This window comes from Butyrivibrio sp. (assembly GCF_017433805.1).
GTDB lineage: Bacteria > Bacillota > Clostridia > Lachnospirales > Lachnospiraceae > Butyrivibrio.
Window position 1 is genome coordinate 17,759 of record NZ_JAFRGN010000031.1, and the last position, 17,410, is coordinate 35,168.

Genomic DNA, 17,410 nt, shown 5'->3' on the forward strand with positions numbered 1-17,410 from the left:
TAATAAAAAGTAGAAAGGGAGATTTGAAAAGTGAAGACACTTAGAGATGTTGAAATCGGACAGAGTGCTACAATCAAGAAGTTGCATGGGGAAGGACCAACAAGACGCAGAATCATGGATATGGGGCTTACAAAGGGTGCGGATGTTATCATACGTAAGGTTGCGCCTCTTGGAGATCCTATTGAATTAACCGTAAGAGGCTATGAATTGACAGTACGTAAGGCTGATGCTGAGTTTGTTGAGGTTGAGTAATTATTTTTTTGAATAAATGTTAGCTACATCTAACATGGACATAATTGTTTATAAGAAGCAGGAGGAAAAAATGGAAATAAAGATTGCATTAGCGGGTAATCCAAATAGTGGTAAGACCACATTGTTTAATGATCTGACAGGAAGTAGACAGTACGTTGGTAACTGGCCTGGTGTTACTGTTGAAAAGAAAGAGGGTAAGCTTAAAGGAGCAGAGTATAAGGACGTTGTCATTCAGGATCTTCCTGGTATTTATTCTCTTTCACCATATACACTTGAGGAAGTGGTTTCTCGTACATACCTTGTTACAGAGAAGCCTGATGCCATCATCAATATCGTAGATGGAACTAATATTGAGCGTAATCTGTATCTTACAACACAGCTTCTGGAGCTGAATATTCCTATGATAATTGCACTTAACATGATGGACCTTGTTCGTAAGAATGGCGATAAGGTTGATGTTAAGGCTCTTTCAGATGCTCTTGGCTGCGAGGTAGTTGAGCTTTCAGCGCTTAAGAGTGAGGGAACAGATACTCTTATTAAGAAGGCTGTAGCGGCGGCCAAGAATAAAAAGGTACATGAACAGAAAAAGGTAATTACTGGAGAAGCGGCTTCTGCGGTTGAAAGAATTGAGGGGATTCTTAAAGGCTCAGTAGATGACAGTTTACTTCATTGGAGCGCCATCAAGGCCTTCGAACATGATGAAAAGGCCATGGAGACCATGAACATCACTGCAAGCACTAAGGCAGAAATCGATGCAGTGGTTAAAGAGTGTGAGAAAGCTCTTGATGATGATGCTGAGTCTATCATCACTAACGAGAGATATAACTATATTACTGGTGTTACATCCAAGGCAGTCAAGAAAGGACGAGCTAAGGGAGAGCTTTCTACATCAGATAAGATCGATAGGATCGTTACAAACCGTATTCTTGGTCTTCCTATCTTTGTAGTTATTATGTTCTTTATTTATGCAGTTGCTATGGGCGGTTGGAGCGTATCTATCGGTACAAGAGCTACTGACTTTACTAATGATGTTATCTTTGGTGAGTGGGTTCCAGATTTCTTTGCTACAATACTTGGTGCGCTTCATGTTGAAGAGGACACAGTTCTCTATGGACTCATTCAGGATGGTATCGTAGCTGGTGTTGGTGCAGTCATTGGTTTCGTTCCTCAGATGCTTGTTTTGTTCCTTCTTCTTTCTATTCTGGAAGATGTAGGTTACATGGCACGTGTAGCGTTCGTAATGGATCGTATCTTCAGACAGTTCGGCCTTTCAGGTAAGTCATTCATTCCTTGCCTTGTTGCTACAGGTTGTGGAGTTCCTGGCATTATGGCAAGCCGTACTATTGAGAATGAACGTGATCGTAGAATGACAATCATGACAACAACATTTATGCCTTGCGGTGCTAAGCTTCCTATTATCGGACTTATTGCAGGTGCTGTATTTGGCGGATCACCATGGATCGCTACATCAGCTTACTTTATCGGAATTGGTTCTATCATTCTTTCAGGTATTATTTTAAAGAAGTTTAAGGCATTTGCAGGAATTCCAGCGCCTTTCGTTATGGAGCTTCCTACATACCACGTTCCTTCTTTTGTTGGTGTTCTTCGCGCTACCTGGGAGAGAGGCTGGTCATTTATTAAAAGAGCTGGATCAGTAATTGTTGTAGCATCTGTAATTATCTGGTTCTTATCTGCTTTTGGTACAGTAAATGGTCACTTTGGGCTGGTAGATAACCTCTTTGAGGATGAAAGTATTGTAAACGATGAGTATGTCACTGAGCTGGCAGATAAAATGGATGTTTCTGAAGATGAAGTTAATCCTATGGATGCATCACTTCTGGCTGGAATTGGTAATTCATTCTCGTTTGTATTCAAGCCACTTGGATTTGGTAACTGGAAACCTGCTGTTGCGACAGTTACAGGTCTTGTAGCCAAAGAAAATGTTGTTGGAACTTTTGGAGTTCTATATAATTATGATAATGAAGCAGAGGAACTGGAAGAAAATGGCGATCAGATATGGGACAGAGTAGCAGCAGATTATACTCCAATCGCTGCATTCTCATTTATGATATTCAATCTTCTTTGTGCTCCATGCTTTGCAGCAATTGGTGCTATTAAGAGAGAGATGAATAATGCCAAGTGGACATGGGCAGCAATCGGTTATATGACAGGATGGGCTTATGTACTTGCTCTCATTGTTTATAACCTCGGAGGCTTAATTGTAGGAGAGGTTGCTTTTGGCTTTGGAACTATTGTTGCCATAGCTCTTTTAATTGGCCTTGTATATCTCATTTTTAGAAATGGATATCAGGCAACAGAAGAGGACAAGAGAGGCAATATGAATTCTGTAAAAGCTACAGCTTGATGTTTAGTGTGATTTATTTTGGAGGTGTGATATGTCACCTATTATTGGAAATGCTATAGTTATAGTAGTTTTAGCAATTGTGCTATTCTTTAGCGGAAGAAAATGTGTACAGATATTTAAAAATGAACTTGCTGGAAAAGGATGCTCTGGATGTTCTGGTGGTTGCAACTGTAATTGTCATAAAGACTCCGGATGCTCAGAATGTAAGTGATTAACGCTTTAGAATGATCAGATAACTGCCTTATAGATATGATTTCTGTAGGGCAGTTATTTTTTTACAAAAAGATAAAATGTGTCCGCGTCATACGGACATTTGTCTTTATGCACAATCAATTCATAATTATCAAATAAAGATTGTGCAATATTTAATCCATAAGGGTCTTTTATATATCTTAAGTTTGCATTATAATCTTTTAAGACTTTAACTTATAAAAGCATGGCTAAACTGTATATATATACATCAGAGATTGTATTATACATTAGTTATTCATGACATATTCAAGAAATATACATTTTCCAGTTTCTTAACATTATAATTTATCGCTAATCACAGCTTTTATTTAAACTAATTCTAATTTTTTATAGGAGATTTATATAATGGCGCAGCTTTGGGGAGGAAGATTTACCGGAAGTATAAATGAACTAGCTTGGAATTTTAATGCATCAATTACTTTTGATAAGAGATTTTTGGAAGTAGATGTTCGAGGTAGCAAGGCTCACGCAACCATGCTTGCCAAGCAGGGCATTATTTCTGAGGAAGAGAAGGACCAGATAGTACAAGGGCTTGATTTTATTTTACAGGATGTTCTTGATGGTAAGCTTGAGATCACAACCAAATATGAAGATATTCACAGCTTTTTGGAAGCTAATCTCATAGAGAGAATCGGCGATGCGGGTAAAAAGGTTCATACAGGGCGAAGTCGTAATGATCAGGTAGCTCTTGATATGAGGCTTTATGCCAGGGGTGAAGTGGAACATATGTCAGAGCTTCTTATGAATATGCTAAAGTGTCTTCATAAGATAATGGAAGATAATCTTGATACCTATATGCCAGGCTTTACGCATCTTCAGAAGGCTCAGCCGGTTACATTAGCTCATCATGTTGGAGCTTATTATGAAATGTTCAAAAGAGATCTCCTCAGGATGAAGGATATCTATAACAGGATGAACTATTGTCCGCTTGGAGCTGGAGCACTCGCTGGAACAACCTATCCACTTGATAGAGAGTATACAGCGCAGCTTCTTGATTTCTTTGGTCCAACACTAAACAGCATGGATTCTGTATCAGACAGAGATTACCTGATAGAGTTTATGTCAGCTCTTTCTACTATAATGATGCATCTCTCAAGGTTTTCAGAAGAAGTTATTATCTGGAATTCCAATGAGTACAGATTCGTAACAATAGATGATGCTTATTCTACAGGCAGTAGTATAATGCCTCAAAAGAAGAATCCTGATATCGCAGAGCTGGTTCGTGGTAAGACTGGAAGAGTTTACGGCGACCTGATGTCGCTTCTGACTACTATGAAGGGCATACCACTTGCATATAACAAGGACATGCAGGAGGATAAGGAAGCGTTCTTTGATGCTATAGATAATACCTCCAATTGCCTTACTCTTTTTACAGATATGCTTGCAACTATTAAATTCAATAAAGATGCAATGGAAAAGAGTGCGATGATGGGCTTTACCAATGCAACAGATGCAGCTGATTATCTGGTTAATAAGGGAATGCCATTCAGGGATGCCCATTCAGTAATCGGAAGGCTCGTTTTGTACTGCATTGATAAGAATTGTGCTATAGATGATCTTGAAATCGAAGAGCTTAAGAGATTCTCAGAGATGTTCGATTCGGATATATATGATGCGATAAGCCTGCAGACATGCGTTAATAAGAGACTTACTATCGGGGCTCCAAGCCCAGAGGCTATGAAGCAGGTGTTAGAACTTGGCGACGAGTTCTTACATACATTTAAACTTAAGTAATTATTTGGCAAAGTGAATGTACAGATAAACCGATTTGATGTGAAACATCATCGGAGGTTTATATGTATATTCATGTGCTGAAGATATATCTATGATAATTAAGGAGGAGTTTTATTATGAGCGAGAAATTAAAAGTTGCAGTTCTTGGTGGAACTGGTATGGTAGGTCAGAGATTTATCTCTATTCTCAATAACCATCCATGGTTTGAGGTAACAACAGTTGCTGCAAGCCCACGTTCTGCTGGCCAGACTTATGAAGAGGCTGTAGGTGGCAGATGGAAGATGGATGAGCCTATTCCTGATTCTGTTAAGAACCTTGTTATTAAGGATGTTACTGATGTTGCTGGCGTTTCAGCAGACGTTGACTTTGTTCTTTCTGCTGTTAATATGTCCAAGGATGAGATCAAGCACATCGAGGAAGAGTATGCTAAGACAGAGACTCCTGTAGTTTCTAATAACTCAGCTCACAGATGGACTCCTGATGTTCCTATGATCATTCCTGAGATAAACCCTCAGCACATGGATGTAATTGAGTTCCAGAAGAAGAGACTTGGAACAACAAACGGCTTTATCGCTGTTAAGCCTAACTGCTCAATTCAGAGCTATACACCAGCTCTTACAGCTTGGAAAGAGTATGAGCCATACGAGGTTGTAGCTACAACATACCAGGCTATTTCAGGTGCTGGTAAGAACTTCGAAGAGTGGCCAGAGATGGTAGGTAACGTTATTCCTTTCATTTCAGGTGAGGAAGAGAAGTCAGAAAAAGAGCCACTTAGAATCTGGGGTAAGATTGAGAATGGCGTTATTGTTCCAGCTGACGATGTTAAGATCACATGTCAGTGTATCAGAATTCCAGTGCTCTATGGTCACACAGCAGCAGCTTTTGTTAAGTTTAAGAAGAACCCAACAAAGGAAGAGCTTGTTGAGAAGCTTGAGAAGTTCTCAGGACTTCCACAGCAGCTTGGACTTCCTAGCGCTCCTAAGCAGTTTATTCAGTACATGCAGGAGGACAACAGACCACAGATCACTCTTGATGTTAACTATGAGAATGGTATGGGTGTCAGCATCGGCAGACTTCGTGAAGATACAGTATATGACTGGAAGTTTGTTGGACTTTCACACAACACTCTTCGTGGAGCAGCAGGTGGTGCTGTTGAGTGTGCTGAACTTCTTAAAGCAAGTGGATTTATTAATGCAAAATAATGTTGTAAAATATAATTGAATACTAGTAACTGTAAACTCAAAGGTTTTATCCACACAAATTATTGATTGGGGATTTATGGAAGCAACCAGACAGAAAGATCTTGATTTTTTGAACCGTTACTATGAAAGTGGCCTATCTAATATTCTTGTTATTTATGGACATAAGAATATAGAAGATAGTGAACTTATTGATAGGTTCATTGAGAACAGAAGAAGCGCTAGCTATGTTGCTAGGTCAGCTTCTGAGAGGGAACAGCTTTTTTTATGGGGGAAAGAACTAAGAGATCAGGGAGCAAGTATAAGTCAGAATCCTTCTTATTCTGAGATTTTTGAGACCTGTCTTAATCTGAATGGCAAAAATTCTGTAATTTTTGTGATTCGTAACTTTGAGTGTATTTTAAAATTATCTGATCAGTTTATGCAGGAACTGAATGAGTTTGTTGACCAATATGGCAAACAGAGACAGGTTCTTGTATTGCTGGTGAGCCATGATATTAACTGGGTAGAGAATAGCATGGTTTCTAATCTTGGCAAGCTTGCTGCTTCTATAGCAGACTTTAGGAAGATTAAGCCTCTTTCTTTTGCTGAGGTAAGAGCTTATTTCTCAAATATGTCTTACAAGGACGCTGTAATGGCATTTTCGGTTCTTGGAGGCAGAACGAGACTTTGGAAGTACTTTGATGGCAATCTTTCTTTCAAGGAGAATATCTGTAAGAATCTTTTGAATGATGATTCGTTCCTTTACGGAGAAGCTATCAGACTTACAGAGCAAAACCTCAGAGAGACAGCTGTTTATCATACGCTTTTATCTGAGATGTCTAGAGGTGTTAATAAGCTCAATGACCTGTATCATGCAACGGGCTTTTCAAGAGCTAAGATTTCTGTATACCTTAAGACTTTGATCCATCACGATTTTGTTTATAAGGCATTTTCTTTTGGAAATGCTGGACGAGAGAACGTCATGAAGGGCGTTTACAAGATCAAGGACCCTATGGTCAATTTCTTCTTCAGATTTATTTATCCTAATGAAAGTAATCTGCTGCAGATGTCCAAAGATAAATTTTATGATATATTTATATCTGCGGGAATGCAAGATTATGTTCATGAAGCTTTCAAAGAGGTTTGTAGGGAATATATCTTCAAGTTAGAAGAGCGGGGTCAGTTCCCATTCGAAATTGATGAAGAAGGCGAATGGATAGGCAAGGAAGGCAATATCGATATTATCGCTCAGAGCGATACTGGAGAGACTGCTCTTGCAATGTGCTTCTGGGGTAAACAGGCAACCCATGCAGATTATGTTAAATTGCATTCTGACGCAAGAAAAGCAAGACTTGAGGGAGATGTTATCTATCTCTTTTCAACGGGCGGCTTTGATGCGTGGCTAACAGATGCAGCTATGAAATCATCAGAGAGCCTTAAGTTGATTGGAATAGATGAATTAACGAATGGCTAAAAAACTGATTATCACAGAGAAACCTTCAGTTGCAAGAGATTTTGCGAGAGTTCTGAATGTTTCTGGCAATAATAACGGGTATATCGAGAATGACCAGTACGTAATTTCCTGGTGCTTTGGTCACTTGGTAGAGATGGTATATCCGGAAGAGTACGATCCTAAGTACAAAAAATGGAGGCTGGAAGATTTACCTTTTCTTCCAGCCAATTATAAGTATGGAGTAATTAAAAATAGTGCAGACCAATACAAGCTGATCAATAACCTTCTCCACAGAGAAGATATTGATACGGTTTACTGGGCAGGAGACTCGGGAAAAGAAGGACAGACCATTGAAGAGAACATCAGAAATTATGGTGGCGTCAGAGATGGTATGACAGAGCTGAGAGTCTGGATCGATTCTATGACCGACGAAGAGGTCAGAAGAGGAATCGAAGAGGCTAAGCCAATGTCAGATTATGCACTTCTTGGTGAGTCAGGTATCATGCGTGCGATTGAGGACTACAGCCTTGGAATCAATTTTTCAAGAGCCTTGTCGGTCAAATATGGCAAGCTGATCAACGATGCTGCAGCAACCAAGTCTTACACAGCTATAGCTATTGGTCGAGTAATGACCTGCGTTTTGGGAATGGTAGTTCGAAGAGAAAGAGAGATCAGGAACTTCGAGAAGACTCCATTTTACAGAATTGTAGGTTCTTTTTCTGATGCCAATATTCTGGCTGAATGGAAGGCCGTTAATGGTTCGGCTTATTTCGAATCCCCACTTTTATACAAAGAAAATGGATTTAAAAAGGAAGAAGACGCAAGGAATCTCATAGATAGTCTCAAGGGAAAAGAGGCTGTGATTGACAGCATAGAGACTGGCAATTCCAAGAAAAGAGCGCCTCTTTTGTATAACCTTACTGAGCTTCAGGCGGATTGTACCAAGCGCTTCAAGATAAGCCCTTCTCAGACTCTTGAAATAGCACAGGAGCTCTACGAGAAGAAACTGACTACATATCCCAGAACTGATGCCAGAGTTCTCACAACTGCAGTAGCCAAGGAGATTTACAAAAATGTAAAAGGCTTATCTGCAGTAAATGAGGTTTCAGGTTTTGTGGAGCATGTACTCAAGAATGGCTTGTATAAGGGTATAGAAAAGTCTCCTTATACAGATGATTCCAAGGTTACAGATCACTATGCGATCATACCTACAGGTCAGACAGGAGCTATTAACTCTTTGTCACCTCTGGCCAAGAATGTATATCTTTTGATTTGCAGAAGATTTATATCTATTTTCTATCCATCTGCTGAGTACAAGACTGCCAAGCTTCAGATTGCAGTTGGCGGCGAGAAGTTTTTTGCATCAGCCAAGGTGCTCGCAGCGCCAGGATATCTTTTGGTTGCTGGAATACCAGGTGACAAGAAGACAGAAGATAAAAAGAATGAGGCAGATGGCTCGTCTTCAGAAGATGAAGAGGATGTAGGAATTTCTAAAGAGGAGTTCCTTAAGTTCGTGGAAAATGCTCACCAGGGCGATGTTATTAACGTCAATGACTTTATGCTCAAAGAGGGCGCTACACAGCCTCCTAAGAGATATACCTCTGGCGATCTTGTAATTGCTATGGAGAACGCAGGAAATCTCATCGAGGATGAGGAGCTTCGCGAGACTATCAAGAAAAAGGGCATTGGTACAGCAGCCACAAGAGCAGCTATTATCCAGAAGCTCATTGATAACAAGTACTTGAGCCAGAGTAAGAGCCAGATCATAACTCCTGAAAATCTGGGAGAGATGATCTACGAAGTAGTATATCTGTCAGTTCCTACACTTCTTAACCCAGAGATGACAGCCAGCTGGGAGAAGGGGCTTGAAGGTATCTATAACGGCTCTGTTAATGGCAAGGAATACAGAGTAAAGCTTGAGGACTATATCAGGAGAGAGACTGGTAAGCTTATAGAAAAAGACTTAACCCATGAGATTGTTGGACGCATCAACCAGTTTACTGGTAAAGAGTCCAAGGGCCTTGCATCCAGAAAGCCTATTGGTGTTAAGTGCCCTGTATGTGGTGGAGATATAACAACCACATCCTTTGGCTATGGTTGTAGTAATTATTTCAATGACCAGATAAAGTGTTCCTTCTCAGTTGGGAGAATAGCTGGCAAGGATCTTGATGAAGAGACAGTTAAGCAGCTGATAACAGAAGGTAAGACTGGAGTTTTAGAAGGCTTTTCTGGTAAGAACAAAACAAGCTTTAAGGCAAGCCTCGTACTTGGCAAGGATGAAGCAGGTAAGTATTCAATAAGCTTTAATTTTGATGATGTTCCTACTGAGTATGTTGAGAATCTTAATTGCCCTGCCTGTGGTGGCAGAATGATCAGAACTGGCAATGGTTTCGCTTGTGAGAATCGCAATAAGGAAGAAGGCGGATGCTATTTCTATATAGGAGAGATTGCGGGTAAAAAGCTTACAGAGGACCAGGTTCGAACGATCATTGCGGGCCAGGAAACTGAGGCTATCAAGGGCTTTAAGTCCAAGACTAACAAGCCTTTTAGTGCTAAGCTGGTCATGAAGACAGCTGAGGATGGCAAGAAGGAGATAACCTTTGACTTTGAAGGAATCGAGCCTGATTATCTGCCTGAGGTTGTATGCCCTGACTGTGGAGGTAGGATTATCAAGAAGACTGTTGGCTTTGGCTGTGAGAACTTCAAGGCTGATGATCCACAGTCCTGTAAGTTCTTTATTGGTAAGATAGCTCAGAAGCAGCTCTCTGAAGCCAATGTAATAGAACTTCTTAAAGAGGGCAAAACTGGAACTATCCGTGGTTTTAAGAATAAAGATAAGAAGTCTTTTGACGCATGTCTTGTAATGAAAAAGAATGAGCAAGGCATAAGCGAGATTTCTTTTGACTTTGAAAATGTAGAAGCCAAGAAGGTCAAAGACGTAGTGTGTCCTCTTTGCGGAGGAGAGATTGTTAAGACACCTTTTGGCTATGGCTGCAGCAATTACAAGAAGGATGATCCTGAGAACAGCTGTAAGTTCAATATAGGGGCAATCGCTGGCAAGAACCTCAAGGATGCTCAGATAAAAGAGCTGCTCCTTACTGGAGAAACTTCCAAAATATCAGGCTTTAAATCCAAGAGTGGCAAGACCTTTGAAGCTAAACTTGGACTTGATAAGGATGAAGAAGGTAAGGTTAAGGGAATCAAGTTTGTCTTTGAAAGCGAAGATGAAGTCATGGAAGGCGTTAAGTGTCCTGTCTGTGGCAAAGCTATTATAAAGGGACATATGGGCTATCGCTGTGAGGATTACAAGAAGGGCGATGAAGGCTGTAAGTTCTTTGTTGGTAAGATTGCTGGAGTATCCCTTAGTAAAGAAGACTTTACCAAGCTCATCAATGAGAAGAAGACAGATAAGATCGCAGGCTTTATGAGTAAAAAAGGCAGCACTTTTGATGCAAGGTTGACTCTTAATGAAAATCACAATATAGTTTTCGATTTTGATAATTGATATAATGATAATGGATCAGTGGGGTGGGGATATGGGACCAAAAATTGGACCACAAACCCCGTCCCCACGGTCCATTAGGTAGAAAAAGAAAGGATATGGAAATGGAAGAATTTAAGATTTCTAACATGTATGATTTGAATGAGACTATTGCAGCAGATTATATGAGAACCAAGGAATACCCTTGGGAGCTCCTTGCTGGAATTAAGGATTATATTATTGAACTTGGTAACAAGCTTCCAGCTGACAAGTTCGAAAAAAGAGGAGAGAATGTCTGGGTAGCTAAGAGTGCCAAGGTGTTTGACTCAGCTTATATTGGCGGTCCTTGTATCATTGATGAGGAAGCAGAGGTAAGACAGTGTGCATTCATCAGAGGAAGCGCTATTGTTGGTAAGGGGGCTGTTGTAGGCAATTCTACAGAGCTCAAAAACGTAATTCTCTTTAACAAGGTTCAGGTTCCACATTACAACTATGTTGGCGATTCAATCCTTGGATTTAAGGCTCACATGGGAGCTGGCTCTATCACATCTAATGTTAAGAGCGATAAGAAGCTCATCGTAGTTAAGAATGGTCCTGACGATCAGGTTGAGACCGGCCTTAAGAAGATGGGAGCAATGCTCGGCGATAATGTTGAGGTTGGCTGTAACAGTGTACTTAATCCTGGAACAGTAATTGGAAGATGGTGCAATGTTTATCCTCTTTCAAGCGTTCGTGGATGTATTCCGGATCATCATATCTTCAAGGATAAGGATCACATTGTTAAAAAGGTAGAAGACTGATCTTTTGATACTAATAGGACAGGAGCAGTGGATTTTTCCCTGCTCCTTTATCTATAATACGAATACTTTAGCACTGTAAAATGGTGCGAGTTTAAAGTCTAAAAGAATTTCTTGTTGACATGGTACAAATGAGTGGTATAATTTGATTTAATTAGTTCAAATTCAGTAACTAATATACAAAATAATGGTTCAAAATTCAGTGAGACAATGTAATAAAATCTAGCACTTTAAAGCGCTAAAGGACAAGCTTCATAACTGGGTTTGAACCGGCTCAAAGGAGAGCAAAAATGCAGAAAAAAGTATTTCAGCTTTTAGTTGATAATACCTCAGGTGTTCTTTCAAGAATCTCTGGTCTGTTTTCCAGAAGAGGATACAACATCGAGAGTATTACGGCGGGAGTAACAGCTGATCCTAGATTTACCAGAATCACGATCGTAGCTTCTGGTGATGATGTGATACTGGATCAGATCGAGAAGCAGGTAGCCAAGCTTGTCGATGTCAGAGACATTCATGAGCTCATACCTGAGGACAGCGTTTACAGAGAACTTGCCATGGTCAAGGTCAGAGCAGCTGCAGAGGACAGACAGAGTATTCTGGCAACAGCCAATATCTTCAGAGGCAATATTGTAGATGTCAGCCCTGATTCACTTATTATCGAGATCACTGGTAACCAGTCCAAGATTGATGCCTTCCTCAGACTCTTAGAGGGCAGAGAGATACTGGAACTTGCCAGAACAGGTATTGCAGGCCTTGGAAGAGGCACAGACAACATCATCTATCTGGATGAATGATATGGAATAAACAGACTATATGTCTTTTATTATTGAGGAGTAATCAGAAAATAAGATTAAGATCAAATGGAGGAAAAACTAATGTCACAGGATGCACGTATTTTTTATCAGGAAGATTGTAACCTTTCACTTCTTGAGGGTAAGACAATTGCTATTATCGGTTATGGTTCACAGGGACATGCACATGCCCTTAACTTAAAGGATTCTGGATGCAACGTAATCATCGGACTCTATGAGGGTTCTAAGAGTAAGGCTAAGGCTGAGGCTCAGGGACTTAAGGTTTACAACACAGCTGAGGCTGCCAAGATGGCTGATATCATCATGATCCTTATCAACGATGAGAAGCAGGCTAAGATGTACAGAGAGGATATTGAGCCAAACCTTCAGCCAGGTAACATGCTTATGTTTGCTCATGGTTTCAATGTTCACTTTGGACTTATCAAGGCTCCTAAGGATGTAGACGTTGCTATGATCGCTCCTAAGGCTCCTGGACATACAGTTCGTTCTGAGTATCAGGCTGGTAAGGGAACACCTTGTCTTGTAGCTGTTGAGCAGGATGCTACAGGTAAGGCTCTTGACCTTGCACTTGCTTATGGCGCTGGTATCGGTGGAGCAAGAGCTGGTCTTCTTGAGACAACCTTCAGAACAGAGACTGAGACAGACCTCTTTGGTGAGCAGGCAGTTCTTTGTGGCGGTGTTTGTGCACTTATGCAGGCTGGTTTCGATACACTTGTTGAGGCTGGTTATGATCCAAGAAACGCATACTTCGAGTGCGTACACGAGATGAAGCTCATTGTTGACCTTATCTATCAGTCAGGCTTTGCTGGAATGAGATATTCTATCTCTAACACAGCTGAGTATGGCGACTATGTAACAGGTCCTAAGCTCATCACAGAAGAGACCAAGAAGACAATGAAGAAGATCCTTGCTGATATCCAGGATGGAACATTTGCTAAGGAATTCCTTCTTGATATGTCAGAGGCTGGCGGACAGGTACACTTCCAGGCTATGCGTAAGCTTCATGCTGAGCATCCAGCAGAGAAGATTGGTGAAGAGATCAGAAAGCTTTATAGCTGGAACAACGAGTCAGATAAGCTCATCAACAACTAATTACGTTTTTGTAATAATCCCTTTATTTTTTTCATATAATCCTCCCTGTATCTGGTGTGCAGGGAGGATTACTTTTTGTAGCAGGCGTAACTTCGCATGAATCCACACGTTGTAAAAAGAACGTAATAGAGATATCATGGTACTAGTGGAAAAATGCAGTTTAGGAAGTGAGAAAATGTCTGATACAAAGGTTTATTATAGAGAAAATGAAAAGAAGTGGTATGTACCGGTGATTGTGTTCTTTAGCGCATTCCTGATGTACGTGATATCGGTACTGCCTATTTTTATAAAGAGAGGACTTCCATTTTTTTATTACGGAGATTATAACGTTCAGCAGATACCATTCTATATTGCAGCACATAGAGCAGTAGAGAACGGTGATTTTTTCTGGAACTGGAATATTGATCTCGGCGGCACTATGGCTGGAGATTTTTCTTTTTATCTGTGGGGAAGTCCATTCTTTTGGATAACCATGCTCTTTGATGAGAGCATGATTCCTTATCTTATGCCATTTTTGATGGCTCTTAAGTATGCAACTGCAGCTACCTGTGCGTATCTGTATATCAGAAGATATGTACATAAGTACAGCTATGCTATGGTAGGTGGTTATCTTTATGCATTTTCCGGTTTTAATGCATGTAACATTGTATTTAACCATTTTACTGATTCTGTGGCATTCTTCCCACTTTATCTTTTAACATTTGAAGAGCTTATGTCAGTGGATGACAGGCAGGAGAAGGGATATAGGTATTCTGGCTGGAAGTTTGTGGCATTTGCTGTTATGACGGCTTTTATGGCTACAGTTAACTATTATTTCTTCTTTGGCCAGGTTGTCTTTCTTGTTGTATATTTTGTGGTCAGATATTCCAGAAATAATAAGCCTGCAACTGTGCTTATCATGTTTAACAAGGCTTTGGCGGGCGGAGTAGTCGGCATTTTGATCGCAGGCTTTTTCCTTCTGCAGGCTTATGCAGGCATCAAGGGTAACACAAGACTTGATAACTTCATAAACGGCTACAATATGCTGATCTATCCAAGCGAGAAGCTTCTGTGGGATATTGTTAAGAGTGTTTCTATGCTGCCAGATATCATTGGTAAGGGCACTTTGTTCTACACAGGAACTGTCAAGAATGCATCACTTGCAGCTTACATTCCTATGTTTGGAATGTCTGGCGTTATAGCATTTTTCCTTCTCAATAAGAGAAAGAAAAACTGGGAAAAGACAATGCTGGTTATCAGCTTTGTGACAGCATTTATGCCTGTTCTCAATGCAGCGTTTTCAATGTTTAATTCATCATATTATGCAAGATGGTACTACATGCCAATCCTTATCATGTGCCTTATGACTGCACAGGTAGCTGAGAGGGGCAAGTCTCCTCAGCTTAAAAAGGGAGCTGTAGCAGCAGTTTTAATGTTCCTGTTCTTCCTTGGAGTGTATTTCCTTCCATCCAAGAATGACGATGGTGAAATAGTCATGTTCAACATGACTGAGAATAACACTATCTTCTTAAGGGATGTACTTGGAACAGCGATTCTATGCCTGATGCTTCTTCTTGTTGTCTTTGTTGTGCCCAAGAACTTTAAGTGGACAGATAAAAATGGCAAAAAGAATTTGGGCAGAGGCATAAGAGACCAGATCATTTTAGGAGCTGTAGTTGTCAGCTGTATTATTTCTACATTTGTTCCGATCAAGAACGGTAGTGGCATCATAAGCGACAGAGGCAAAACAATGTGGCAGGAGCAGATGCTCTTTAACAAGGTAGAGGTTGATCAGAGCGATTTCTGCAGGGGCGAAGTAGACAGCACATCAACCAACTACGATATGGTATGGGGAATCCCTTCAATCCACTGTTTCCTTAGTACTGTTCCATCAGAGATATTCGATTTCCTTGAAGGAAGCTGTGGCATTACAAGAACTGTAGAAACCAATCTTCCTGTAGACAGAAGCGGAGCAAGAGCTATCCTGTCAGGTAAGTATTATTTTGAAAATGCTGAGATCAGCAAGAACCGTGTATTCCACAACGGCGAAGGTACAGATGGATATTTTTATCTCAAGAATGAGAATGGTTTTGACGTATTTGAGAACCTTAACTTCATTCCTATGGGATTTACCTTTGATTATTACATCACAGAGTCAGAATGGGAGGATCTTGAGGCAAAAGAGCATGACCTTGATCTTACAAGGGTTCTGATAATTCCAGATGAGGTTGCTTATGAGTATGGCGATAAACTCATTATGAATGAGATGACTTCTGAGGATATAGAGGCCAGTCCTATTTCGTATCTGGAATTTACAGATGAGTGTACTAAGCGTGCAGCTACCTCCTGCACAGAGTTTGTTACTGATACTTATGGTTTTACTGCCAAGACAGCAATGCTAAGGGACAATACACTTGTCTTTTTCTCAGTTCCATATACTGAAGGCTTTAGCTGCACTGTAGATGGCGTAGATACAGAGATAATAAAGGCTGATTATGGCCTTATGGCTATTCCTGTAGCTGGTGGTAGCCATGAGATAAGGGTAACTTATACACCAGAAGGCTTTAGTTCAGGCATGATCATGAGTGCTATGGGCTTGTTACTTCTGGCTTTCCATATGCTTGTGTTAAAAAACATCAAGAAAAACGATTAAATTTGTTATGTGTTTTTAATTAAATGACTATGTTATATTTGCTATAATTATTTTGATATTAATTAAGGAGACATGAGTGTATGAGCAAGATGACCATGAGCCAAAAGATTCTGGCAGCCCATGCGGGACTTCCAGAGGTACATGCAGGACAGCTTATAGAGGCTGATCTTGATCTGGTGTTGGGGAATGATATCACCAGTCCGGTAGCAATTAACGAGTTACATAAGTTTACAAAAGAAGGCGTATTTGATAAGGATAAGATTGCGCTTGTTCCAGACCATTTTGTTCCTAATAAAGATATTAAATCAGCTGAGAACTGCAAATGTGTCAGAGAGTTCGCAATTAAGAATAAGATTACCAATTACTTTGAAGTAGGTAAGATGGGTATCGAGCATGCTCTTTTACCAGAGCAGGGGCTGACTGTTGCTGGAGACCTTATTATTGGTGCTGATTCTCATACCTGTACCTATGGCGCTCTCGGAGCATTTTCTACTGGTATCGGTTCAACTGATATGGCAGCTGGAATGGCAACTGGTAAGGCATGGTTTAAGGTTCCTTCAGCTATCAGGTTTAATATCGTAGGTAAGCCATCCAAGTGGGTGAGTGGCAAAGATGTAATCCTTCATATCATCGGTATGATCGGTGTTGATGGAGCTCTTTATAAATCAATGGAATTCGTAGGAGAGGGAATCAAGAACCTTTCTATGGATGACAGATTTACAATTGCCAATATGGCTATTGAGGCCGGTGGCAAAAATGGTATCTTCCCTGTTGATGATATTGCCATCGCATATATGAAGGAGCACGCTCCTAACAAGAAATATGTTGTATACGAAGCTGACGAAGATGCAGAGTATGATGAGGAGTACACTATCGATCTTAGTACTCTTACTCCAACTGTTTCTTTCCCTCATCTTCCTGAGAATACACATACCTTTGATAATATTGATGATATCGAGATTGATCAGGTTGTTATTGGCTCCTGCACTAATGGTCGTATTGACGATCTTAGAATTGCAGCTGAGGTTCTCACAGATCACCATGTAGCTGATGGCGTTAGATGTATTGTTATTCCGGCTACTCAGAAGATTTATCTTCAGGCTATGGAAGAGGGACTTATCAAGACCTTCATTGAAGCTGGAGCTATTGTGTCTACTCCAACATGTGGCCCATGTCTTGGTGGTTATATGGGAGTTCTTGCTTCCAAAGAAAGATGCGTATCTACTACAAACAGAAACTTTGTAGGTAGAATGGGTGCGATTGATTCAGAGATTTACCTTGCTTCTCCTGCTGTTGCAGCAGCAAGTGCAGTTAAGGGCAAGATTGCGCAGCCATCAGAGCTGGGATTATAAGGAGGAT

At 40.5% G+C, this 17,410-nt stretch carries 11 protein-coding genes; all 11 read left to right on the forward strand.

Annotation, left to right across the window (positions count from 1 at the left end; all coding sequences use genetic code 11):
- The first annotated feature begins 30 nt into the window (after window positions 1–30).
- The 11 genes from IJI01_RS07910 (at window position 31) to leuC (ending at window position 17,403) form a co-directional block, all read left to right on the forward strand.
- A complete protein-coding gene (locus tag IJI01_RS07910) occupies window positions 31–252 on the forward strand; it encodes a FeoA family protein (protein WP_292188373.1) in 222 nt (73 codons plus the stop codon).
- A 70-nt stretch (window positions 253–322) separates the two neighbouring features.
- Window positions 323–2,617 (forward strand): ferrous iron transport protein B, encoded by a 2,295-nt coding sequence (gene feoB / locus IJI01_RS07915; RefSeq protein ID WP_292188375.1) that lies wholly within the window; start codon window positions 323–325, stop codon window positions 2,615–2,617.
- Window positions 2,618–3,214: 597 nt separating this feature from the next.
- Complete coding sequence (argH, locus tag IJI01_RS07920) at window positions 3,215–4,603, forward strand: argininosuccinate lyase (RefSeq protein WP_292188378.1); 1,389 nt, start codon at window positions 3,215–3,217, stop codon at window positions 4,601–4,603.
- A gap of 116 nt (window positions 4,604–4,719) precedes the next feature.
- Window positions 4,720–5,805, forward strand: coding sequence for an aspartate-semialdehyde dehydrogenase (gene asd / locus IJI01_RS07925; RefSeq protein ID WP_292188381.1), 1,086 nt, complete (start codon window positions 4,720–4,722; stop codon window positions 5,803–5,805).
- 76 nt (window positions 5,806–5,881) lie between these two features.
- Window positions 5,882–7,258, forward strand: coding sequence for an ATP-binding protein (locus IJI01_RS07930; RefSeq protein ID WP_292188384.1), 1,377 nt, complete (start codon window positions 5,882–5,884; stop codon window positions 7,256–7,258).
- Window positions 7,251–10,742: a DNA topoisomerase III gene (locus IJI01_RS07935; protein WP_292188387.1), complete on the forward strand. Its 3,492-nt coding sequence runs from the start codon at window positions 7,251–7,253 to the stop codon at window positions 10,740–10,742. The genes IJI01_RS07930 and IJI01_RS07935 overlap by 8 nt, the downstream gene beginning before the upstream one ends.
- A gap of 101 nt (window positions 10,743–10,843) precedes the next feature.
- Window positions 10,844–11,518, forward strand: a complete 675-nt coding sequence (locus tag IJI01_RS07940) for a UDP-N-acetylglucosamine pyrophosphorylase (protein WP_292188390.1) — start codon at window positions 10,844–10,846, stop codon at window positions 11,516–11,518.
- A gap of 287 nt (window positions 11,519–11,805) precedes the next feature.
- Window positions 11,806–12,309: an acetolactate synthase small subunit gene (gene ilvN / locus IJI01_RS07945; protein WP_292188393.1), complete on the forward strand. Its 504-nt coding sequence runs from the start codon at window positions 11,806–11,808 to the stop codon at window positions 12,307–12,309.
- A gap of 81 nt (window positions 12,310–12,390) precedes the next feature.
- Window positions 12,391–13,419, forward strand: coding sequence for a ketol-acid reductoisomerase (ilvC, locus tag IJI01_RS07950; protein ID WP_292188396.1), 1,029 nt, complete (start codon window positions 12,391–12,393; stop codon window positions 13,417–13,419).
- Between the two features lie 175 nt (window positions 13,420–13,594).
- Window positions 13,595–16,051 (forward strand): YfhO family protein, encoded by a 2,457-nt coding sequence (locus IJI01_RS07955; RefSeq protein ID WP_292188399.1) that lies wholly within the window; start codon window positions 13,595–13,597, stop codon window positions 16,049–16,051.
- A gap of 80 nt (window positions 16,052–16,131) precedes the next feature.
- On the forward strand, window positions 16,132–17,403 hold the full coding sequence (leuC, locus tag IJI01_RS07960; RefSeq protein WP_292188401.1) for a 3-isopropylmalate dehydratase large subunit: 1,272 nt from the start codon (window positions 16,132–16,134) through the stop codon (window positions 17,401–17,403).
- Window positions 17,404–17,410 lie beyond the last annotated feature (7 nt).